The organism is Streptomyces sp. T39, from assembly GCF_008042045.1.
In the GTDB taxonomy this organism is placed as follows: domain Bacteria; phylum Actinomycetota; class Actinomycetes; order Streptomycetales; family Streptomycetaceae; genus Streptomyces.
Genome location: NZ_RDBP01000012.1, coordinates 2499002 through 2519810, shown reverse-complemented (window position 1 = coordinate 2519810; position 20809 = coordinate 2499002). Strand labels below are relative to the sequence as shown.

Below are 20809 nucleotides of genomic sequence, written 5' to 3'. Positions count from 1 at the left end.
GCCTCCGGTGGACACGGGGAGGCTCGCGGGCCGTCCGGCGGTCGGCGGACCACCGGACGGCGGCCGGCTCAGGACTCCTGGTTGATCAGCTCGTTGATCTTCGCGTCGGCGGCCTTGGTCGCGTCGGCGACCGAGTCACCCTTGAGGATGGCGAGGAGCATGTTCTCCAGGACCTCCTCCTTCTCGATGGAGGTCCAGCCCGGCGCGATCGGGGTGAACCAGGCGTCCGGCACCGCGTTGGCGATCGGGGCGGTCTCCGGCTTGGCCTTCAGCGGCTCGAGCTGCTTGGTGTTGTTCGGGAGGATGTTCTTGGAGGCGAGCACCTCCTGCGACTTCTCGCTGGTGAACATCGCGATCCACTCCTCGCCGAGGTCCGCGACCTTCGACTTGCCGGTCACGGCGAGGTCGGAACCACCGATGAAGGACGGCAGGGCCTTGCCGTTCGGGCCGGGCATACCGGCGGTGAGGATCTTGCCCTCGAGCTTCGGGTTGCCGTTGTTCTTGCCGTCGACGACGGAGCCGGACTCCCAGCCGTTGCCGTAGAGAAGGGCGGCCTTCTCGTTGGCCATGACGTTGGCGTGGTCCTGCTCGTCCTTGGTCTGGTCGGCCTTGTTGTACTTCTTGACCAGGTTGATGAAGTGCTCGATGCCCTTCTGCGCCTCCGGCGAGGACAGCGACGCCTTCCACTCCTTGCCGGCCTCGTCGTACTCGGCGATCTTGCCGCCGTACGCGGCGACGTAGGACATCGCGGCGTACCAGTAGCGGCCCGGCAGGTAGAGGGAAGAGAAGCGCTTGTCCTTCTTGCCGTACTCGGCGGAGACCTTGTCCATGGCGGACAGCAGCTCGGCCTCGGTCGTGGGCAGCGTGTCGATGCCCGCGCCCTTCTTGAGCATCTCGGTGTTGTAGATCGCGACGCGGGCGCCGGCGTAGTAGGGCACGCAGTACTGCTTGCCCTCGTACGCACAGGTGTCCTTGAGGCCCTGGATCCAGGTGTCCGAGTTGTCGTACTTCTTCGGGTCGATCTCCGCGAGGGCCCCGTTGAGGATGTACTGCATGGTCTCGGTGTTGCCGAGCTCCACGACGTCCGGGAACTTGTCGCCGCCGAGCGCGGTGTCGAGCTTCTTGGCCTTGTCCGCCCACTGCTGGTACTGGACATCGACCTTCACGCCGGGGTACTTCTTGTTGAACTGCGCGTTGACGTCCTTGACCAGCTCCGGCCAGGTGGACTGGGCGTCGACCATCAGCCAGACGGTCAGTGTCTCCTTGCGGTCCTTCGGGCTCTTCGCCGAGTCACTGCCGCCGTCCGAACCACACGCCGCGACCGACGCCATCATGGCCGCCACACCCACCGCTGCTGCGAGCTTGCGCTTCACGCCACCCTCCTCAAAGGGATGCAAGAGTTCCACCCCCCACCACCCGGGAGTCGCGCAGCACTTGACGGACTTGCGCCAGATTCTGCCCTGGGGCTGGGACCTGGTCCCTAATGGTTTAGACCAGTACCGGGAGCTTGGCCTAGACCTTTAGGGGTGTCAAGGGTGTATAAGAAGGGCTGTCGTGTCCGTTATAGGACCGACACCTGAGGGAGGGCGACGACCCGTGACCGGTCCGTGCCACCATGTGAGCCGCGACAGACGGAGGAGCCGGTGACGGCACGAGCGCAGCAGTCGGAAAGGCAGGCCATGGCCTCGGACGGGAACGGCACGGAGCCCGAGGGCGGACCAGGCACCCGCATCGCGCGCGTGCCCAAGTACTACCGGCTCAAGCGGCACTTGCTGGACATGACGGAGACCCTTCCCCCCGGCACCCCCGTGCCGCCGGAACGCACGCTCGCGGCGGAGTTCGACACCTCCCGCACCACCGTGCGCCAGGCCCTCCAGGAGCTGGTCGTCGAGGGCCGGCTGGAGCGCATCCAGGGCAAGGGCACCTTCGTCGCCAAGCCCAAGGTGTCGCAGGCGCTGCAACTGACCTCGTACACCGAGGACATGCGCGCCCAGGGTCTGGAGCCCACGTCTCAGCTGCTGGACATCGGATACGTCACAGCCGACGACACCCTCGCGGGCCTCCTCGACATCTCCGCCGGCGGCCGCGTGCTGCGCATCGAGCGCCTGAGGCTGGCGAGCGGCGAGCCGATGGCGATCGAGACCACCCACCTGTCCGCCAAGCGCTTCCCGGCGCTGCGCCGCAGCCTGGTCAAGTACACGTCCCTCTACACGGCCCTCGCCGAGGTGTACGACGTCCATCTCGCGGAGGCCGAGGAGACCATCGAGACCTCGCTCGCGACGCCCCGCGAGGCAGGACTGCTCGGCACCGACGTCGGCCTGCCGATGCTGATGCTCTCGCGCCACTCGCTGGACGCCCGGGGCGAGCCGGTGGAGTGGGTCCGCTCGGTCTACCGCGGCGACCGCTACAAGTTCGTCGCCCGCCTCAAGCGGCCCACCGACTGACCCGGCCGCTCCCCCTCCGCCCGTCCTGCGGGCGCCCCGACAGCCACGCCCGACCGGCGTGGCTGTCGCCGTTCCACGGCCTCGCCCCTTGGCCGCACCCTGCGCCGACAGGGGGAACGGCCGGGACGAACGGTCACTCCCGAGCGCCCAGCGGTCCCCCTGGAGCGCCCAGTGGTCGTCATCCGTCCGTTATCCGGGCGGGGGTTCCGTGGAGGGCACACGTCCCTTAGATTTCCTGCCCGTTACGCAAGGTGATCCGTGGAACCAGTGAGGGGACGGAGCCACATGTCCGCAGAGCCCGAGGCGCCACCTGCGCCGCACACAGAACCACCCGTCGTCACCCCCGTGCGCGTGGTCATCGCCCTGTGCCTGATCGCGCCGTTCGTGGCGATGCTCTGGGTCGGTTCGTACGCGAAGACCGACCCGGTCCTCATCGGCATCCCGTTCTTCTACTGGTACCAGATGGTCTGGGTCGTGGTCTCGACCGCCCTCACCATGGTCGCCTACAAGCTGTGGCAGCGTGACCAGCGCGCCCGCAAGGGAGGTGCGTCGCAGTGAAGGACGGCGTGAACGGCGTCGCACTCGCCGTCTTCATCTTCTTCTTCCTGGCCGTCACGGTCATGGGCTTCCTCGCCGCGCGCTGGCGCAAGGCGGAGAACGAGAACAGCCTCGACGAATGGGGCCTCGGCGGCCGGTCGTTCGGCACCTGGGTCACCTGGTTCCTGCTCGGCGGCGACCTCTACACGGCGTACACCTTCGTCGCCGTCCCCGCGGCCATCTACGCGGCGGGCGCGGCCGGCTTCTTCGCCGTGCCGTACACCATCCTGGTCTACCCGCTGATCTTCACCTTCCTGCCGCGCCTGTGGTCGGTCTCCCACAAGCACGGCTACGTCACCACCTCGGACTTCGTCCGCGGCCGCTTCGGCTCCAAGGGCCTGTCGCTGGCGGTCGCCGTCACCGGCATCCTCGCGACCATGCCGTACATCGCCCTCCAACTGGTCGGCATCCAGGCCGTGCTGGACGTCATGGGCGTGGGCGGCGGCGAGAACACCCACTGGTTCATCAAGGACCTGCCGATCCTGATCGCCTTCGGTGTCCTCGCGGCGTACACCTACTCCTCGGGACTGCGGGCGCCGGCGCTCATCGCCTTCGTCAAGGACACCCTGATCTACCTGGTGATCGCCGTGGCGATCATCTACATCCCGATCAAGCTCGGCGGCTTCGACGCCATCTTCTCCGCGGCGAACGAGAAGTTCTCCCAGGTCAACGAGGCAACCGGCAAGCCCGTCGGCGCCCTTGTGCCGGGCGACGCCGGTCACTGGGGCTATGCGACGCTCGCCCTGGGCTCCGCCCTGGCCCTCTTCATGTACCCGCACTCGATCACGGCGACGCTCTCCTCGCGCAGCCGTGAGGTCATCCGCCGCAACACCACGATCCTGCCGCTGTACTCCCTGATGCTGGGACTGCTCGCGCTCCTCGGCTTCATGGCCATCGCGGCCGGCGTCAACGTGGCCAACGGGCAGCTGGCCATCCCGCAGCTGTTCGAGAACATGTTCCCGGACTGGTTCGCGGGCGTCGCCTTCGCCGCGATCGGCATCGGCGCGCTGGTGCCCGCCGCGATCATGTCCATCGCCGCGGCGAACCTCTTCACCCGCAACATCTACAAGGACTTCCTCAAGCCCGACGCGACCCCGGCCCAGGAGACCAAGGTCTCCAAGCTGGTCTCGCTGCTGGTCAAGGTCGGCGCCCTCGCCTTCGTCCTCACCATGGACAAGACGGTGGCGATCAACTTCCAGCTGCTGGGCGGCATCTGGATCCTCCAGACCTTCCCGGCCCTGGTGGGCGGCCTCTTCACCCGCTGGTTCCACCGCTGGGCGCTGATCGGCGGCTGGGCCGTCGGCATGGTCTACGGCACGGCCGCCGCCTACGGCGTCGCCAGCCCGACCCAGAAGCACTTCGGCGGCTCCTCGGCCGAGATCCCCGGGATCGGCGAGATCGGCTACATCGGCCTCACGGCCTTCGTGCTCAATCTCGTGGTCACCGTGGTCCTCACCTTCGTGCTGCGGGCCGCCGGCGCCCCCGACGGCGTGGACGAGACCAGCCCGTCCGACTACACGGCGGACGCGGGTGACCCGGGTGTGAAGACCGAGCTCCCGCCCGCCACCGCGGGCGCGCCCGGCGGTCACTGAACCACCGCGCCACCGGCCATGGGAGGGCCGTCGCACCCCGCGTCCGCGCGGGGAAATGCGGCGGCCCTCCGTCGTCCCCTGATGCACACTGCCCGTCATGGACATCACCATCAGGCGGATCGAGCCGGGCGAGTACGGGCCACTGGGGGAACTGACGGCACGGGCCTATCTGCGGGGCGGGCTCCTCGACTTCGGCGAGGAGGACCCCTATCTGGAGGTGCTGCGGGACGTCGCGGGGCGCGCGGCGCACACCGAGGTCCACGTCGCCGTGGACGGGGGCGGCGCGCTGCTGGGCGGTGTGGCGTTCGTCCCGGCGGGCGGTCCCTACGCCGACGTCGCCGGCCCCGGTGAGGCCGAGTTCCGCACGCTGGCCGTGGCCGAGGAGGCCCGCGGGCGGGGGGTGGGCGAGGCACTGGTGCGGGTCTGCGTGGACCGCGCACGGGCGCTGGGGCGCGTGCGGCTGGTGCTGTCGACGCAGTCGTCCATGCACGCCGCCCACCGGATATACGGCCGGCTGGGCTTCGTGCGCACCCCCGAACGGGACTGGTCGCCCATCCCCTCGGTCCCGCTGCTGACGTACGCCCTGGAGCTCTGAACGCCCCGGCGGCACAGCGAGGACACAACATGTGGGGGCACACTCAGCACCCCGCCCCCACATGTATGCTCATCTCGCTGTCGCCGCAGGGGAATCCGGTGCGAATCCGGAACTGTCCCGCAACGGTGTGCTGTGGTGCGCTTTGTCGCACCCGCGAGTCCGACGACCTGCCGACGGTGCGCCCGGTTCGACCGATCCGGGCGCCCAGACGTCCGGGCCTCGCGGTTGGGCCGGTGGACGCCGTGCGCGGTGCCGTCCCGGCATGTCCGTTCACGGCCCCTCCCTCCTCCCGCCGGACCGGAGCCGAGCGAGGGAGAGCACCACCGTGACCATCGCGCCCGCCGATCCGGTCTCAGCCACGCAGCACGACGGCCCCGGCACCGCACTGCTGCGGATGCTGACCGACCTCACCGCCGACCTGCCCGACACCGACCCCGGCAGGGTCGCCGCCGCCGCGCTGCGCGGCCGGCACAGCGGTTCCGACGAGGCCGAGCTGCGCTCCCTGGCCATCGACGCGGCCGCCGGTCTGATCTCCGAGGACCCGGCCTACTCCCGGCTCGCCGCCCGGCTGCTGGCCCGTGCCATCGCCGAGGAGGCCGCGGGCGAAGGGGCCGTCTCGTTCTCCGCGTCCGTGGCGGTGGGCCACCGCGAAGGTCTGATCGCCGACCGCACGGCCGCGTTCGCCGCCCTGCACGCCGCCCGGCTGGACGCACTGATCGACCCGGCGGCGGACGACCGCTTCGGCTACTTCGGCCTGCGCACCCTCTACAGCCGCTACCTGCTCCGCCACCCCCTCACCCGCAACGTCGTCGAGACCCCGCAGCACTTCCTGCTGCGGGTCGCGGCCGGTCTCGCCGAGGACGACACCGCGCGGGCCCTGGACGAGGTCGCCGCCCTGTACCGGCTGATGAGCAGGCTGGAGTACCTGCCGTCCTCCCCCACCCTCTTCAACTCCGGCACCCGCCACCCCCAGATGTCGTCCTGCTACCTGCTGGACTCCCCACTGGACGAGCTCGACTCCATCTACGACCGGTACCACCAGGTCGCACGGCTGTCGAAGCACGCGGGCGGCATCGGCATCTCCTACTCGCGGGTCCGCGCCCGCGGTTCGCTCATCCGCGGCACCAACGGGCACTCCAACGGCATCGTGCCGTTCCTCAAGACGCTCGACGCCTCGGTGGCGGCCGTGAACCAGGGCGGCCGGCGCAAGGGGGCCGCCGCGGTCTACCTGGAGACGTGGCACGCGGACATCGAGGAGTTCCTGGAACTGCGGGACAACACCGGCGAGGACGCCCGGCGCACCCACAACCTCAACCTGGCGCACTGGATCCCCGACGAGTTCATGCGGCGGGTGGACACGGACGGCCAGTGGTCGCTGTTCTCGCCCGCCGACGTGCCCGAGCTGGTCGACCTGTGGGGCGACGCCTTCGACACCGCGTACCGCGCGGCCGAGGCGGCCGGTCTGGCCAGGCGGACGCTGCCCGCCCGGGACCTGTACGGCCGGATGATGCGCACCCTCGCCCAGACCGGCAACGGCTGGATGACCTTCAAGGACGCCGCCAACCGCACCGCCAACCAGACGGCGGAGGCGGGCCGCGTCGTGCACTCGTCCAACCTGTGCACCGAGATCCTGGAGGTCACCGACGACGGCGAGACGGCCGTGTGCAACCTGGGGTCGGTCAACCTGGGCGCGTTCGTGGACACCGCGTCGGGCGGCATCGACTGGGAGCGGCTGGACGCCACCGTGCGGACCGCGGTCACCTTCCTCGACCGGGTCGTCGACATCAACTTCTACCCGACCGAGCAGGCCGGCCGTTCGAACGCCCGCTGGCGCCCGGTGGGCCTCGGCGCGATGGGGCTCCAGGACGTCTTCTTCAAGCTGCGGCTGCCGTTCGACTCCCCTGCGGCAAGGGACCTGTCGACGCGGATCGCCGAGCGGATCATGCTGGCCGCCTACGAGGCCTCCGCCGATCTCGCAGAGCGCCACGGCCCGCTGCCCGCCTGGTCCGCGACCCGTACCGCGCGCGGCGTGCTGCACCCCGACCACTACGACACCGAGCGGGCCTGGCCCGAGCGGTGGGAGGCGCTGCGCGCCCGGATCGCCGCCACCGGCATGCGCAACTCCCTGCTGCTCGCCATCGCGCCGACCGCCACGATCGCCTCGATCGCGGGCGTCTACGAGTGCATCGAGCCGCAGGTCTCCAACCTCTTCAAGCGCGAGACGCTCTCCGGGGAGTTCCTCCAGGTCAACTCGTACCTGGTGGCCGACCTCAAGCGGCTCGGGGTGTGGGACGCGCAGACCCGCGAGGCGCTGCGCGACGCCAACGGCTCGGTCCAGGGCTTCACCTGGGTGCCCGAGGACGTCCGTGCCCTGTACCGCACGGCATGGGAGGTCCCGCAGCGCGGCCTGATCGACATGGCCGCGGCCCGGACCCCGTACCTGGACCAGAGCCAGTCGCTGAACCTGTTCCTGGAGACGCCGACGATCGGCAAGCTGTCGTCGATGTACGCGTACGCCTGGAAGCAGGGCCTGAAGACGACGTACTACCTGCGCTCGCGCCCGGCGACCCGTATCGCCCGTGCCGCGTCCGCCGCCGTTCCCGTACCCGTGCAGGCGACACCCGAGGAGGCCGTCGCCTGCTCCCTCGAAAACCCCGAGTCCTGCGAGGCATGCCAGTGACCACCCCCGCCGAGAAGAACCTGCTGGACCCCGGGTTCGAGCTGACCCTCCGTCCGATGCGCTACCCCGACTTCTACGAGCGCTACCGGGACGCGATCAAGAACACCTGGACCGTGGAGGAGGTCGACCTCCACTCCGACGTCGCCGACCTCGCGAAGCTCACCCCCGGTGAGCAGCACATGATCGGCCGGCTGGTCGCGTTCTTCGCGACGGGTGACTCGATCGTGGCGAACAACCTGGTGCTGACGCTCTACAAGCACATCAACTCCCCGGAGGCACGGCTGTATCTGAGCCGCCAGCTGTTCGAGGAGGCCGTGCACGTCCAGTTCTACCTGACGCTGCTGGACACCTATCTGCCCGACCCGGCGGACCGCACGGCGGCGTTCGCCGCGGTGGAGAACATCCCGTCCATCCGGGAGAAGGCGCAGTTCTGCTTCCGCTGGATGGACTCCGTGGAGAAGATCGACCGGCTGGAGACGAAGGCGGACCGCCGCCGCTTCCTGCTGAACCTGATCTGCTTCGCGGCCTGCATCGAGGGCCTCTTCTTCTACGGAGCGTTCGCCTACGTCTACTGGTTCCGCTCCCGCGGGCTGCTGCACGGGCTGGCGACCGGCACCAACTGGGTCTTCCGCGACGAGACGATGCACATGAACTTCGCCTTCGAGGTCGTCGACACCGTCCGCAAGGAGGAGCCGGAGCTCTTCGACGACGAGCTGGGCCGCCAGGTCACCGAGATGCTGAAGGAGGCCGTGGAGGCGGAGCTCCAGTTCGGCCGCGACCTGTGCGGCGACGGGCTGCCGGGCATGAACACGGCGTCGATGCGCGAGTACCTCCAGTGCGTGGCGGACCAGCGTCTGACCCGCCTCGGCTTCGCGCCGGTGTACGGCTCCGAGAACCCGTTCTCCTTCATGGAGTTGCAGGGTGTGCAGGAGCTGACGAACTTCTTCGAGCGGCGCCCGTCGGCCTACCAGGTCGCCGTGGAGGGCTCGGTCGCCTTCGACGACGACTTCTGATCCGCGCCCGTGTGCGCCGGGGCCCGCACCTCCCACGGGGGGGGAGGTGCGGGCCCCGGTCCGTCCGTGTCCGGTCAGACGCCGCAGGTGGGCGCCGACCAGTACTTGCTGGGGCGGTGGTCCACATGGGCGTGGTCGTCGTGACCCGGGTAGCCCGGGCCCAGGATCCCGTTGAAGCCGTGGTTGCGGGCCTGCTTGGCCAGCGTGCACAGCGAGTGCGGGCCGGAGCCGAGGTCGGCCGCGTCACCGTACAGATGGCGGCTGTTGGAGGCACCGCCCACCGCGCTGTTGCAGGCGGTGGAACGGAAACCGCTGGTCACCCGGATCGGCTGGTCGCCCAGCGCGTGGCGCAGGGCCTCCAGCTTCCACATGGTGCGCAGCGCGTTCGACTTGGCGGTGGCGGCACTCACCGCACCGCCCGCCCAGGTGGAGTTGCAGGTGTTGAGTTCGGCGTAGGTGAAGTGCGCCGGGGTGCAGTCGCTGTCCTGCAGGGCGTAGATCTTGCTGAAGGTGGCGGGACCGGCGACACCGTCGGCGGCCAGCCCGTACGCGGCCTGGAAGCGCTTGACGGCGGCCGCGGTGGCCGGGCCGTACGAGCCGTCGATGGCGAGAACGGCGTTGTAGCCGGGGTAGCCGGCGACCCTGATCTGGAGCTGGGTGACATCGGATCCGCTGGCCCCCTGGGAGAGGGTCCTGGACCAGGTGTAGCAGTCGTCGGCCTGGGCCGATCCGGCAGTGGCGACGACGCCGGCCAGCCCGGCGACCGCGAGCATGACCATGGACAACAGAAGTCGTGCCGTTCGTCTCAGCATTGCGTCTCCCTGTTGTGAAAGCGGTGTACGCAAGAGACTGGCGTGACACGCTACGCGCGTCAACACCCCGCGAAACACTGGGACTTGACCATTCGATGGCCTTCCGGCGACGACGGCGCCCGCGGGCGGACGCCCAGCCTCCTCACACCGCCCGGCCCGGCACCGCGCACGAAGGGCCCCGCTCCAGGTGAGCGGGGCCCTTCGCCGGATCCGTACGCGTCAGTCGTTGGCGACGACCTCGTAGCGCGGGGTGCCCTCGGCCATCTGCTTCAGCGCGTCCTTGCGGTCCCGCTTGGAGAGCCGGTCGATGTAGAGGTAGCCGTACAGGTGGTCCGTCTCGTGCTGGAGGCAGCGGGCGAAGTAGCCGGTGCCCCGGACCCTGATCGGGTTCCCCTGCGCGTCCTGGCCGCGCACCACCGCGTAGTCGGGCCGGGCGAGGGAGGCGTAGGCGGTCGGGACCGACAGGCAGCCCTCGTTGGAGTCGTCGAGGTTGCGCAGCTCGGGGGCGAGCTCCTCCAGCACCGGGTTGCACACGACGCCCACGTGACGGACACCGTCGTCGTCGGGGCAGTCGTAGACGAAGACCTTGAGGTCGACACCGATCTGGTTGGCGGCGAGCCCGACGCCCTCGGCGGCGCGCTGGCTGGCGAACATGTCGTCGATGAGGGAGGCGAGGCTGTCGTCGAACTCCGTGACGTCCTTGCACTCCGTGTGGAGGACGGGGTTGCCGACCACCGTGATCGGACGCGAGGTGCCGCGCTCGCGGTACGCCAGCTCGCGCTCCTCGCAGTTCTCCGTGTCGACGACGAAACCGTCGTTCACCTGCTCGTCCGTCTGCTGCTGCGACTGCTGCGACGCCATGTCAGCCTCTGCGCCCTTCTCCGTACCGCAAATCCGGCCCGCTGCCGGTCACGCTGTGTCCGTACAGCCTACGGGCAGCGGTCAGCAGACTTCCTCGAGATCGCGCCACTCCCTGGAGTCCGGGCTGTCCGCGACCCAGCCGTCCAGCAGCCCGCGCACCAGTCCGGGGGGAGCGGCTATGCCGCACTCGCGCTCCGGCGACCAGAGGTCCCCGGCGGTGCGGTGGCCGAGCGGGCCGGGGTGGCCCGGTTCGCTGTGGTCGTGGGGGTCGAGGTGCTCGCCCTCGCCCTCGGCGCTGGGCATCCGGCCCTCGGAGCAGGCCCGGCACAGCAGCCGCACGGAGGACGACCAGTCCTCGGCGGCGAAGCCCGCGTCGGCCGCCAGCTTCTCCAGGGCGTCCCGGTCGGCCTCGGTGGCAGCCTCCAGCAGCACCACCCAGGTCGGCACGGGTGACGGCGCCCACAGCTCGATCTCGTCGAAGACGGGGTAGGAGGGGCCCGCGCTGGTGGTCCGCTCGCCGTTGGGCACGCCGTCGTGGAGGACGACCTCGCCCCAGCGCCGCCCGGAGGACGGCAGCGGGATGGAGAGCACCTCGATCCGGGCCGGGTCCAGCCGTCGGCCCCAGACCACCTCGGCCTCGCCCTCGGGCGACAGCCGCACCGCGGCGCTGCCCAGGTCCATGCCGACGGGCTCGGCGCCCGCAGCGACCGCGCCGGGGACCTTCAGCCCGTACGCCTGCCAGGCGCGGCGGGCCAGCGGCCAGTCCTGGAGTGCGGTGGCCGCGATGCCGACGTTCCACCAGTCGGGAGCGCCGGCCTCCTTGTCGAGCAGGGCGACCGCTCGCAGCCCGGCGGCCCGGGCCTGCTCCCAGTCGTGCCGGAACTTGTGCAGCAGCGCCAGGTTGAACCAGGACTCGGAGAGCCACGGCTCGAGGTCCGCCGCCCTCGTCAGCAGCGCGCCCGCGTCCTCGTACCGGCCGTCGCCGATCAGCGTGAACGCGCGGTCGGTGGCCTGCCGCCACGAGGCGGAGGGCCGATGCCGTACCTTCCCGAAGATCTTCACGATTCCCGCCTGCCGGTCGCTCGGGCCAGGGCCCCGGACATGCCTGTGCACCTGCTTCAGTGCCTTCTTTCGCATCCAACCATGCCCGGTCGCAGGCTCGCTCATTACCCATGGGTTACCCCGGTGGGAGCAGGGTCCACCCCTTGCCGCGGACCGGGTACCGGGCCCGCCCTCAGCGGGCCGCCCCGGGCCCCGCGCTCCTGCCGAGCACCCGGGCCAGCGCCTCGACGACCGCGGGCGCGTAGTCGTGCCCGGTCCCCAGACGCAGCTGTTCCAGTGCCGCGAGAGCTCCTCCCGCACTGGCTCCGCTTCCCCCGGCCAGGTCCTGGTATGCGTTGGCGGCCCGGACGATTCTCGCGGCGAGCGGCTGCTCCCGGTACGGATCGGCCTGGCGCTCCACGACGGCCGCCACCGCGGACGGGACCCCGGTCGTCCGGACGACCGCGCCGCCGAGCAGGGCGATACGGCGCTGCTCGGCGGCCGGCAGCGGGGCGGTGGCGCCGCCGGGCACCGGGTCGACGAGGGAGAGCTGGCCGATGTCGTGCATCAGGGCCGCGTACTCCAGCACGGTCAGCTCCGGACCGGACAGCCGCAGGTCGCGGCCGACGGCGACACTGAGCGCGGCGACCCTGCGGGCATGGCCCGCGGGCGTGTAGCCGGCCACCTCGGTGGCGCGGGCCAGCGAGACGATGGTCTGGCGATACGTGGTGCGGACGGCCGCGTACCGGCGGAGCGCCAGCTGGGTCAGCAGCAGGGGGACGCAGAACACCGGCAGCGCCCACAGGCCCGCGACCGCGACCGCCAGGGCCATCACGGCCCCCGTCGCGCACACCGCGGGGCCTATGCCCCGCAGCTCCCGCACCTCCTCGCGCAGGGCGGACCCGAAGGGGCACCCGGTGCGGGCCCCCAGCAGGGCGGCGGCGAGCACGGCGTCGCACAGGGCGGTCAGCCCCAGCAGCACCAGCAGGAACAGGGCGTACGCGGGGCCGTGGCCGAGCTCCTCGTCCAGCGTGCCCGCGTTGTAGAGGGGCTGGAAGCAGGCGGCGGCGAAGGCGGCGGTCAGCACCCGCCGGGCCACCTGGTCGGGCACGGCGACGTCCCCGCGGGCGACCCGGGGCACCGCGCCCACGAGTGCGGCGGCCAGCACCACCGCGACGACCTGGAGGACGCCGTGGCCGGTGGGGCGCCCGGCGCACTCGCCGAGCAGGGCGTACGCGAGGGATCCGGCGGCGGCCAGCGGAGCGGGCTCCCTCCCCCACGGCTCACGCGGCACCGCGGCGGGCCCCGCGTCCGCCGGAGCGCTCCAGCGCGCCAGCTCGCCCACCGCCACGAAGACGCCGAAGGCCAGCGCGTCGGCCGGATCGGCGAGTCCGGTGCGGACCGTGGCCGTCACGGCCCAGGCGGCGAGGAGCAGGGCCACGGCGTGGACGACGGGGACGACGAGCCCCCGGGGCACGGCCGCCTCCCGCACCGCCCCGTGCGCTCCCGCCGCCGCGGCCCTCATCCGGACCTCGACCTGCCCGCGTCCGCGGCGCCCTCCCGCTGCGCTGCCCGGAGGGGCCCCGGCTCGTCGGAGGTGACCGCCGTCTCCCAGCCCTCCCGCTCCAGGGCGCGCACCAGGGCACCCACCATCCGCGGGTCGAACTGGGTGCCGGCGCAGCGCCGCAGCTCGACGAGGGCGTCCCCGACCGGACGCGAACGCCGGTAGGAGCGGGTGGACGTCATGGCGTCGAAGGCGTCGGCGACGGCCACCACCCGGGCGGACTCGGGGATGCCGTCGCCGGAGAGCCCGTACGGGTAGCCGCTGCCGTCCAGCCGCTCGTGGTGGTGGAGGATCGCCGCCCGGGCCTCCCCGAGGAAGCCGATGCCGCGGACCATCTCGTGCCCGTACTCGGGGTGCAGCTCGATGATCCGCCGCTCCTCCGGCGTCAGCGGCCCGTCCTTGCGGAGCACCCTGGTCGGTACGCCGAGCTTGCCCACGTCGTGCAGGATCCCGGCGAACCGGATCGTCTCCAGGCGCCCTTCGGGCATGCCCAGCTCACGGGCTATCAGCACGGAGGCGCGGCCGACCCGCTCGCTGTGGCCGCGGGTGTAGCGGTCCTTGAGGTCGACGGCCTGCACCAGGGCCCGGATGGTCGCCCGGTGCGCCGCCCGTTCGCGGTGGTACTGCGCGAAGATCCAGCAGGAGATGTACATCGGCAGCAGCACGAAGAGCGCGGACACCGGGCCGTAGGAGCTGCGCCACAGCACGGCCATCATGAGCCCGGCCAGTCCGTGGACGGCGTGCGGAGCCGGTGCGAGCGGACGCAGCGCGCCCCGGCCGAGCGGCGTGCGCTCCGCGCTCGCCCGGATCACGGTGTCGAGGACGGCGAGCACGAGACCGGAGGCGAGGGCCCCGGCGAGCACGGGCAGCAGCACGTACGGGAAGTCCGGTGCGTCCAGGGCGGTGGCGCCGCCGAGCCGCCGGTGGACGTGGGCGGCCGCCCAGGTGGCGAGGGCGAGTTCGGCGGCGTGCCAGACACGGCGGGCCCACGGCGCCGTGCCGGTGCCGTCCATCGCGCCGAGGAGCGCGCCGGGGACGGGGACGAGGGCCGCGGCGGCGGGTGGCAGCAGGAAGGCCGCGGCGAGGAGCACGGGGAAGAAGGAACCCGCCCCGACGGCGGCGGGGGCGCCGCGGCCGATGCCGCGGCCGGGCAGTTCGCACACCGCGTACACGGCGGCCAGCAGCGCGACGGCGCTCCAGGGGGCGCCGGGCTCGGTCACCGAGGGCGCGGCGCACAGGGCGGCCCCGAGGGCGGCAGCGCAGATGACGGCGTGTGCCGCCTTCGGTATGGCCGTCACTGCCCGCGTCCTCCTCGACTCCCGCGTCACGCTAGCGAGACGCGGAGCGGGCCGGGGCATTACGGGTGGTTTTCCCCCGTACGGGTGAACTGCCGTACGGGGGCAGGTGACGGGAGCACGACGAGGGCGCGGACCGTGTGGTCCGCGCCCTCGCCGTGCCGGCCGTCCGCGGGCCGGGCGGTCACTCCTGTGCGGTGGCCACGTCCTGGTCGGGCACCGTCTGGCCGGAGCGGATCAGGTCGATCCGCCCCATCACCTTGGCGCGCAGATCGGCGGGCACGTCGTCCTGGCCGCAGCACCGCTTGACCAGCTTCTTCACCGCCTGCTCGAGACCGTACTTCTCCAGGCACGGGGAGCACTCCTCGAAGTGCACCTCGAACTTGGTGCAGTCGCTGTCGGGCATCTCGTGGTCGAGGAACTCGTAGAGATGGTCCAGGACCTCAGAGCAGTCCGTCTCGTGCGGCTCTCCGCAGCTCATGAGCCCGAGCCTTTCGCGTCGTTCGACTCCCCCGCACCGGCCGGGACCAGTCCGCGCTCGCGGGCGTAGTCCTCCAGCATGCCGCGCAGCTGGCGGCGGCCGCGGTGCAGGCGGGACATCACCGTACCGATGGGTGTCCCCATGATGTCCGCGATCTCCTTGTACGCAAAGCCCTCGACGTCGGCGAGATAGACCGCGATGCGGAACTCCTCCGGAATCGCCTGGAGGGCCGCCTTGACGTCGGAGTCCGGCAGGTGGTCGAGAGCCTGGGACTCGGCGGAGCGCAGGCCGGTCGACATGTGCGACTCGGCGCGTGCGAGCTGCCAGTCCTCGATCTCCTCCGCCGCGCTGCGCTGGGGTTCGCGCTGCTTCTTGCGGTACGAGTTGATGAAGGTGTTGGTGAGGATGCGGTACATCCACGCCTTGAGGTTGGTGCCCTCGCGGAACTGATGGAACGAGCCGTACGCCTTCGCGTACGTCTCCTGCACAAGATCCTCGGCGTCGGCCGGGTTGCGCGTCATGCGCAGCGCCGCCGAGTACATCTGGTCGAGAAAGCCGAGGGCGTCGCGCTCGAAACGGGCGTTGCGCTCCGCCGCCGTCTCCTCGGACTGCTCCGCCCGGCCGTCGTCGGTCCCCGCGTCGGTCCCAGTGACCGGACCCACCTCCTCCAACGCTGTGGCGGGGCCGAAAGCGGACCCGCTCGCATCGGAGAATAGTCGACCTTGCCTCTTCGGGGCCTGCTCACCCGTGCCGCCCGCCGCGGGAACGGCCCCGGTCCCACCCTGTGACAGCACCGTCCAGTCCAGCCCTGAGGCGCGGCCGGCTGCCGGGCAGAAGGTCGTTCCCATGGGGTGGGCTCCCTACTCCGAATTCGTCTCTGACATCCGGCTCAACAGCAGGGCACCACGGCGCATTCCCGGCCCGTCAGCCCAGCGCGCCGGTCCACCGCACCACGGCGCCGGTGATCGTCGCCAGCGTCTGCTCCTCGGTGGTCCCCGACCGTCCGGGCACCGCGAAGCCGTGGTCCGCGTGCGGGGCCTCCACCAGTTCCCAGGGCCCGTCGGGGAACTCCTCCGGCCGCCCGAACGGATCGTTGCCGCCCTGCACCACCAGGGTCGGCACGCCGGCCCCGAGCAGCTCCGCCGCCCGGGACTTCTCGGGCCGGCCCGGCGGGTGCAGCGGGAAGGAGAGCGCGAGCACGCCGGCCGCGCCGAGCGCGGTGGCCGTGCGGCAGGCGACGCGCGCCCCCGCGCTGCGGCCGCCCGCGACGACCGGCGGACCGGCCTCCGTCAGCAGCGGCCACACCCCGTGCCAGCCGGCGTCGAGGGTCTTCGGCGCGGGGGCCACCTTCTTGCCGGCCACCCGCCAGGGCTGTTCCACGAGGGCGACGGTGACGCCGTGCGCGGGGAGCGCGGCGGCGATCGCCGCCAGGTCCCGCGCGCCGATCCCGCCGCCCGCCCCGTGTCCGAGCGCCAGCACCAGGCGCGCGTCCCGTGCCGTGAACCAGGTGACGCGGGCCTCGCCGGCGTCCGTTGCGACCATCTGCGTACGACTCACGCCCCCATCCTCGCGTCCGGGGCGCGTCGCTTAGGCAGGCGCCCCGGGCGGACGGCGTGTCAGAACAGCACCGGCTCCTCGGGACCGGCCAGCTCCTCCAGCAGCTCCGGACCGTTGTTGCGCACATTGCTGACCGCGGTGGTCACCGGGTAGGCCCGCATCAGGCCCTCCGGCGGCGGGGCGAGCAGCCGCCGCAGCTCCTCCGGGTCGGTGCGGGCCGGGTCCAGCCAGGCGTCCCAGGTGTCCGGCGTCAGCATCAGCGGCATCCTCGGGTGGATGTCGGCCAGCGATCCCGGTCCCTCGGCGGGGGCCACGCCCAGCGGGCCCGTCTCCGCCTCGGTGGTGATCACCGAGCAGGTCACCCACCAGGCCCGGGGGTGGTCGTCGGGCAGGGTGCGGTCGCGCCAGAACTCGTAGAGACCGGCCATGGCGAAGACCGACCCGTCGGCGGGGGTGACGAAGTACGGCTGCTTGCGCGGCCGCTTCCTGCGTCCCTCGACCTCCAGTTCGCGCTCGCCGGTGCCGGTGACCCATTCGTAGTAGCCGTCGGCCGGCAGGATGCAGCGCCGGGAGAGGAACGGCCTGCGGAACGACGGCTTCTCGTGCACCGTCTCCGCACGGGCGTTGATCAGCCGGGCGCCGCCCTCGGGCGTCTTGGCCCAGGACGGCACGAGGCCCCACTTCAGCACCCGCATCTGGCGAACCGGGCGGCGGTCGGCCGCGTCCTTCACAGGACGTTCCAGGATCGCGTAGACCTCCTTGGTCGGGGCGACGTTCCAGTCGGGGGCCAGGGCCTCCTCGGGCTCCCACTTCTCGACCTGGAACAGGCCCGTCAGGTCCTCGGGCCGCCGACTCGCTGCATACCGTCCGCACATAAGTGCCACACTGCCACTTCGATACGCCGTACGAGGGAGCCGCCCGCGAAATGGTCACGACACACACCGCCACGGCCCCGCTCGGCGACCTGTGGGACCGCCTCACCGGCACCCAGTCCGGCCCCGAGGTCTGGCTCGTCGCCGTCACCGGCCTGGTGGCGCTCGCCGCGGTGCTGCCCGGCCCGCCGTGGCGGCTGACCCGCAACGCCGTCACCATCGCGCACGAGGGCGGCCACGGGCTGGTGGCCCTGCTCACGGGACGCTCGCTCCAGGGCATCAGGCTCCACTCGGACACCAGCGGCCTCACGGTCAGCCGCGGGAAGCCGACCGGCCTCGGCATGGTCCTCACCGCCGCGGCCGGCTACACGGCGGCGCCGCTGCTCGGGCTCGGCGGCGCGTGGCTGCTGGCGGCGCACCACATCACCCTGCTGCTCTGGGTGGCGACGGCGCTGCTGCTGGCGCTGCTGGTCATGGTCCGCAACGCCTACGGTCTGCTGACGGTGACCCTGACCGGCGCCGCGTTCGTGCTGGTGTCCTGGCTGACGGGGCCGGACGTGCAGTCCCTGTTCGCCTACACGGCCGTGTGGTTCATGCTGCTGGGCGGCGTGCGTCCGGTGTTCGAGCTCCAGTCGAAGCGCCGCCACGGCGGGGCGCCCGACTCCGACGCGGACCAGCTCGCCCGCCTGACCCATGTGCCGGCGGCGGTCTGGCTGGGCTTCTTCCACCTGGTCTCGTTCTGCTGCCTGATCGGCGGCGGGCGCTGGCTGCTCGGCCTGTAGACCTCCCGCGGGGCCCGGCGGGCCCGCGCCCCGGTCCGGACGGCGGGCCGGGTGGCCGCGGAGGCCGGCAGAGGGCACGGAAGCCGGCGGGACGAGAGGTCGCGGCACCGGGGTGACCGGTTCCGGCAGCGGGTGACCGTTCCGGCGCCGGGGTGGGATCGTGCCGAGCCACTAAAGTGATGGCCATGACCGAAAGCTCCGTGCACCCCGTCCTGTGGCCCGCCCCCCGAGCGGGCGGACCCGTCGACGCGACGGTCACCGTGCCCGGATCGAAATCGGTGACCAACAGGGCCCTCGTGCTCGCCTCCCTCGCCGCCGAACCCGGCTGGCTGCGCCGCCCGCTGCGCTCCCGCGACACCCTGCTGATGTCGGCGGCCCTCCAGGCGATGGGCGTCGGCATCGAGGAGACCGTCTCCTCCAGCACCACCGGCGGCAAGGGCGAGGCCTGGCGGGTCATCCCGGCCGGGCTGCACGGACCCGCCACCGTGGACGTCGGCAACGCCGGCACGGTGATGCGCTTCCTGCCGCCGGTCGCCGCGCTCGCCGACGGCCCCATCCGCTTCGACGGCGACCCCCGGTCCTACGAGCGCCCGCTCGGCGGCGTGATCGGCGCGCTGCGCACCCTCGGCGCCCGGATCGACGACGACGACCGCGGGGCGCTCCCCCTGACGGTGCACGGCGGCGGCGCGCTGGACGGCGGCGGCGTCCGCATCGACGCCTCCTCCTCGTCCCAGTTCGTGTCGGCCCTGCTGCTCTCCGCCCCGCGCTTCAACCAGGGCGTCGAGGTGCGGCACGTGGGATCGGTGCTGCCGTCGATGCCGCACATCCGGATGACCGTCGACATGCTGCGCGCCGTCGGCGCCCAGGTCGACGAGCCGGAGACGGGCGGCGAGCCGAACGTGTGGCGGGTGGCGCACAGCGCGCTGCTCGGCCGCGACCTGACCATCGAGCCGGACCTCTCCAACGCCCAGCCGTTCCTGGCCGCGGCGCTGGTCACCGGCGGCCGGGTCACCATCCCCGACTGGCCGGAGCGGACCACCCAGCCCGGTGACGCGCTGCGGCGGATCTTCACCGAGATGGGTGGCTCCTGCGAGCTGACCACGACCCCGGACGGCACCGCCCTGGTCTTCACCGGCAGCGGGCGGGTCCACGGCATCGACGTGGACCTGAGCGAGGTGGGCGAGCTGACGCCCGGCATCGCCGCCGTCGCCGCGCTCGCCGACTCCCCCTCCACCCTCCGCGGGGTGGCGCACCTGCGGATGCACGAGACGGACCGGCTGGCCGCGCTCACCAAGGAGATCAACGAGCTCGGCGGCGACGTCACCGAGACCGCGGACGGCCTGCACATCAGGCCCCGTCCGCTGCACGGCGGTGTCTTCCGCACCTACGACGACCACCGGATGGCCACCGCGGGCTCGGTGATCGGACTGGTGGTGCCGGACGTCCGGATCGAGAACGTGGAGACCACCGCCAAGACCTTGCCCGACTTCCCGCAGATGTGGGCCGAAATGCTCGGGGTCTGACGTCATGCGCCGCTACGGCAAGAACACCGACGAGGACGACATCCGCTCGCGCCCGAACCGGAAGGGCAACCGGCCGCGCACGAGCATCCGCCCCAAGCACGAGGACGCGACCGAGGGCATGGTCCTCACCGTGGACCGGGGCCGGCTCACCTGCCTGGTCGGCGACCGGGTGATCACGGCGATGAAGGCGCGCGAACTGGGCCGCAAGGCTGCGGTCGTCGGCGACCGGGTCGGCATCGTCGGCGATCTGTCGGGCGACAAGGACACCCTGGCGCGGATCGTGCGGATCAGGGAGCGCGCGTCGGTGCTGCGGCGCACGGCCGACGACGACGACCCCTTCGAGCGGGTGGTCGTCGCCAACGCCGACCAGCTGGCGATCGTCACGGCCCTGGCCGACCCCGAGCCCCGCCCGCGGCTGATCGACCGCTGTCTCGTCGCGGCCTTCGACGGCGGCCTGGAGCCCCTCCTGGTGCTGACCAAATCGGACCTGGCGTCCCCGGACGAACTGCTGGAGATGTACGGCGCGCTGGGCGTGCCGTACGTGGTCACCACCCGCGAGGAGTTCGTCGACGGACTGGCCGCCGAGCGGGTGCGCGAACACCTGGTCGGCCGCACCACGGCCTTCGTCGGGCACTCCGGGGTGGGCAAGACGACGCTCGTCAACGCGCTGGTGCCGAAGGAGCGGCGGCGCATCACCGGCCATGTGAACGCGGTGACCGGCCGCGGCCGGCACACCACCACCTCGGCGCTGGCGCTGCCGCTCGCGGCCGAGGACGGCGGCTGGGTGATCGACACCCCCGGCGTGCGCTCGTTCGGTCTGCACCACGTCGACCCCTCCCGCGTGATCAACGCCTTCCCGGACCTGGTGCCCGGTACGGAGGGCTGCCCGCGTGCCTGTTCGCACGACGAGCAGGACTGCGCGCTGGACGCGTGGGTGGCCGAGGGGCACGCGGACCCGGCGCGGCTGTACTCGCTGCGGCGGCTGCTGGCGACCAGGGAACGGCGAGAAGGCGACTGACGCGCGGGGCGGATACGCCCGGAAGCGCCCGGTAAGGGCATAATCGCACCGAGTCAGACGCAGCAGTCACCGAGCTCGGGAG

19 protein-coding genes and 1 riboswitch are annotated in these 20809 nt (G+C 71.9%); of the genes, 9 read left to right on the top strand and 10 right to left on the bottom strand.

What is annotated here, in order from left to right; all coding sequences use genetic code 11:
• Nucleotides 1-68: 68 nt before the first annotated feature.
• Nucleotides 69-1373: a sugar ABC transporter substrate-binding protein gene (locus tag EAO77_RS12525; RefSeq protein ID WP_147988073.1), complete on the bottom strand. Its 1305-nt coding sequence runs from the start codon at nucleotides 1371-1373 to the stop codon at nucleotides 69-71.
• A 306-nt stretch (nucleotides 1374-1679) separates the two neighbouring features.
• Between EAO77_RS12525 and EAO77_RS12520 the strand changes: the two genes are divergently transcribed.
• The 6 genes from EAO77_RS12520 to EAO77_RS12495 all read left to right on the top strand — a co-directional run bounded on the left by EAO77_RS12520 (nucleotide 1680) and on the right by EAO77_RS12495 (nucleotide 8921).
• Nucleotides 1680-2444: a GntR family transcriptional regulator gene (locus EAO77_RS12520; RefSeq protein ID WP_147989098.1), complete on the top strand. Its 765-nt coding sequence runs from the start codon at nucleotides 1680-1682 to the stop codon at nucleotides 2442-2444.
• Between the two features lie 285 nt (nucleotides 2445-2729).
• Nucleotides 2730-3002: a DUF3311 domain-containing protein gene (locus EAO77_RS12515; RefSeq protein WP_147988072.1), complete on the top strand. Its 273-nt coding sequence runs from the start codon at nucleotides 2730-2732 to the stop codon at nucleotides 3000-3002.
• The gene (mctP, locus tag EAO77_RS12510) at nucleotides 2999-4633 is read left to right on the top strand and encodes a monocarboxylate uptake permease MctP (RefSeq protein ID WP_147988071.1); all 1635 of its coding nucleotides are present in this window, start codon (nucleotides 2999-3001) and stop codon (nucleotides 4631-4633) included. The genes EAO77_RS12515 and mctP overlap by 4 nt, the downstream gene beginning before the upstream one ends.
• Before the next feature lie 97 nt (nucleotides 4634-4730).
• Nucleotides 4731-5228, top strand: a complete 498-nt coding sequence (locus tag EAO77_RS12505; RefSeq protein WP_147988070.1) for a GNAT family N-acetyltransferase — start codon at nucleotides 4731-4733, stop codon at nucleotides 5226-5228.
• A gap of 89 nt (nucleotides 5229-5317) precedes the next feature.
• A riboswitch (cobalamin riboswitch) is annotated at nucleotides 5318-5396 on the top strand.
• Between the two features lie 157 nt (nucleotides 5397-5553).
• Nucleotides 5554-7908, top strand: coding sequence for a ribonucleoside-diphosphate reductase subunit alpha (locus EAO77_RS12500; RefSeq protein ID WP_147988069.1), 2355 nt, complete (start codon nucleotides 5554-5556; stop codon nucleotides 7906-7908).
• Entirely contained in the window at nucleotides 7899-8921 is a 1023-nt protein-coding gene (locus EAO77_RS12495; RefSeq protein ID WP_147988068.1) for a ribonucleotide-diphosphate reductase subunit beta, read from the top strand. Before EAO77_RS12500 ends, EAO77_RS12495 begins: the two co-directional genes overlap by 10 nt.
• Nucleotides 8922-8995: 74 nt before the next feature.
• Here EAO77_RS12495 and EAO77_RS12490 read toward each other — a convergent pair whose 3' ends face one another.
• From EAO77_RS12490 to EAO77_RS12450, 9 genes are all read right to left on the bottom strand, one after another.
• Entirely contained in the window at nucleotides 8996-9733 is a 738-nt protein-coding gene (locus EAO77_RS12490) for a D-Ala-D-Ala carboxypeptidase family metallohydrolase (protein WP_147988067.1), read from the bottom strand.
• Between the two features lie 219 nt (nucleotides 9734-9952).
• Nucleotides 9953-10594 (bottom strand): peptide deformylase, encoded by a 642-nt coding sequence (gene def / locus EAO77_RS12485; protein WP_147988066.1) that lies wholly within the window; start codon nucleotides 10592-10594, stop codon nucleotides 9953-9955.
• A gap of 81 nt (nucleotides 10595-10675) precedes the next feature.
• Nucleotides 10676-11656, bottom strand: a complete 981-nt coding sequence (locus EAO77_RS12480) for a tetratricopeptide repeat protein (RefSeq protein ID WP_147988065.1) — start codon at nucleotides 11654-11656, stop codon at nucleotides 10676-10678.
• A 172-nt stretch (nucleotides 11657-11828) separates the two neighbouring features.
• Nucleotides 11829-13160, bottom strand: a complete 1332-nt coding sequence (locus EAO77_RS12475) for an HD domain-containing protein (protein ID WP_261993877.1) — start codon at nucleotides 13158-13160, stop codon at nucleotides 11829-11831.
• A complete protein-coding gene (locus tag EAO77_RS12470; protein ID WP_261993876.1) occupies nucleotides 13157-14497 on the bottom strand; it encodes an HD-GYP domain-containing protein in 1341 nt (446 codons plus the stop codon). The genes EAO77_RS12475 and EAO77_RS12470 overlap by 4 nt, the downstream gene beginning before the upstream one ends.
• Nucleotides 14498-14678: 181 nt before the next feature.
• Nucleotides 14679-14975 carry a mycothiol system anti-sigma-R factor gene (gene rsrA / locus EAO77_RS12465; RefSeq protein WP_147988063.1) on the bottom strand — a complete coding sequence of 99 codons (297 nt, stop codon included), beginning with the start codon at nucleotides 14973-14975 and terminating at the stop codon, nucleotides 14679-14681.
• Nucleotides 14972-15637, bottom strand: coding sequence for a sigma-70 family RNA polymerase sigma factor (locus EAO77_RS12460; protein ID WP_187283197.1), 666 nt, complete (start codon nucleotides 15635-15637; stop codon nucleotides 14972-14974). Before EAO77_RS12460 ends, rsrA begins: the two co-directional genes overlap by 4 nt.
• A 262-nt stretch (nucleotides 15638-15899) precedes the next feature.
• A complete protein-coding gene (locus tag EAO77_RS12455) occupies nucleotides 15900-16517 on the bottom strand; it encodes an alpha/beta family hydrolase (RefSeq protein WP_147989096.1) in 618 nt (205 codons plus the stop codon).
• 74 nt (nucleotides 16518-16591) lie between these two features.
• A complete protein-coding gene (locus EAO77_RS12450) occupies nucleotides 16592-17407 on the bottom strand; it encodes an SOS response-associated peptidase (protein ID WP_147988061.1) in 816 nt (271 codons plus the stop codon).
• Nucleotides 17408-17457: 50 nt separating this feature from the next.
• Here EAO77_RS12450 and EAO77_RS12445 point away from each other — a divergent pair, with 50 nt between their 5' ends.
• From EAO77_RS12445 to rsgA, 3 genes are all read left to right on the top strand, one after another.
• Complete coding sequence (locus EAO77_RS12445; protein ID WP_147988060.1) at nucleotides 17458-18186, top strand: M50 family metallopeptidase; 729 nt, start codon at nucleotides 17458-17460, stop codon at nucleotides 18184-18186.
• Nucleotides 18187-18371: 185 nt separating this feature from the next.
• Nucleotides 18372-19709, top strand: coding sequence for a 3-phosphoshikimate 1-carboxyvinyltransferase (gene aroA / locus EAO77_RS12440; protein ID WP_147988059.1), 1338 nt, complete (start codon nucleotides 18372-18374; stop codon nucleotides 19707-19709).
• 4 nt (nucleotides 19710-19713) lie between these two features.
• On the top strand, nucleotides 19714-20727 hold the full coding sequence (rsgA, locus tag EAO77_RS12435) for a ribosome small subunit-dependent GTPase A (RefSeq protein ID WP_147988058.1): 1014 nt from the start codon (nucleotides 19714-19716) through the stop codon (nucleotides 20725-20727).
• The last annotated feature ends 82 nt before the right edge of the window (nucleotides 20728-20809 follow it).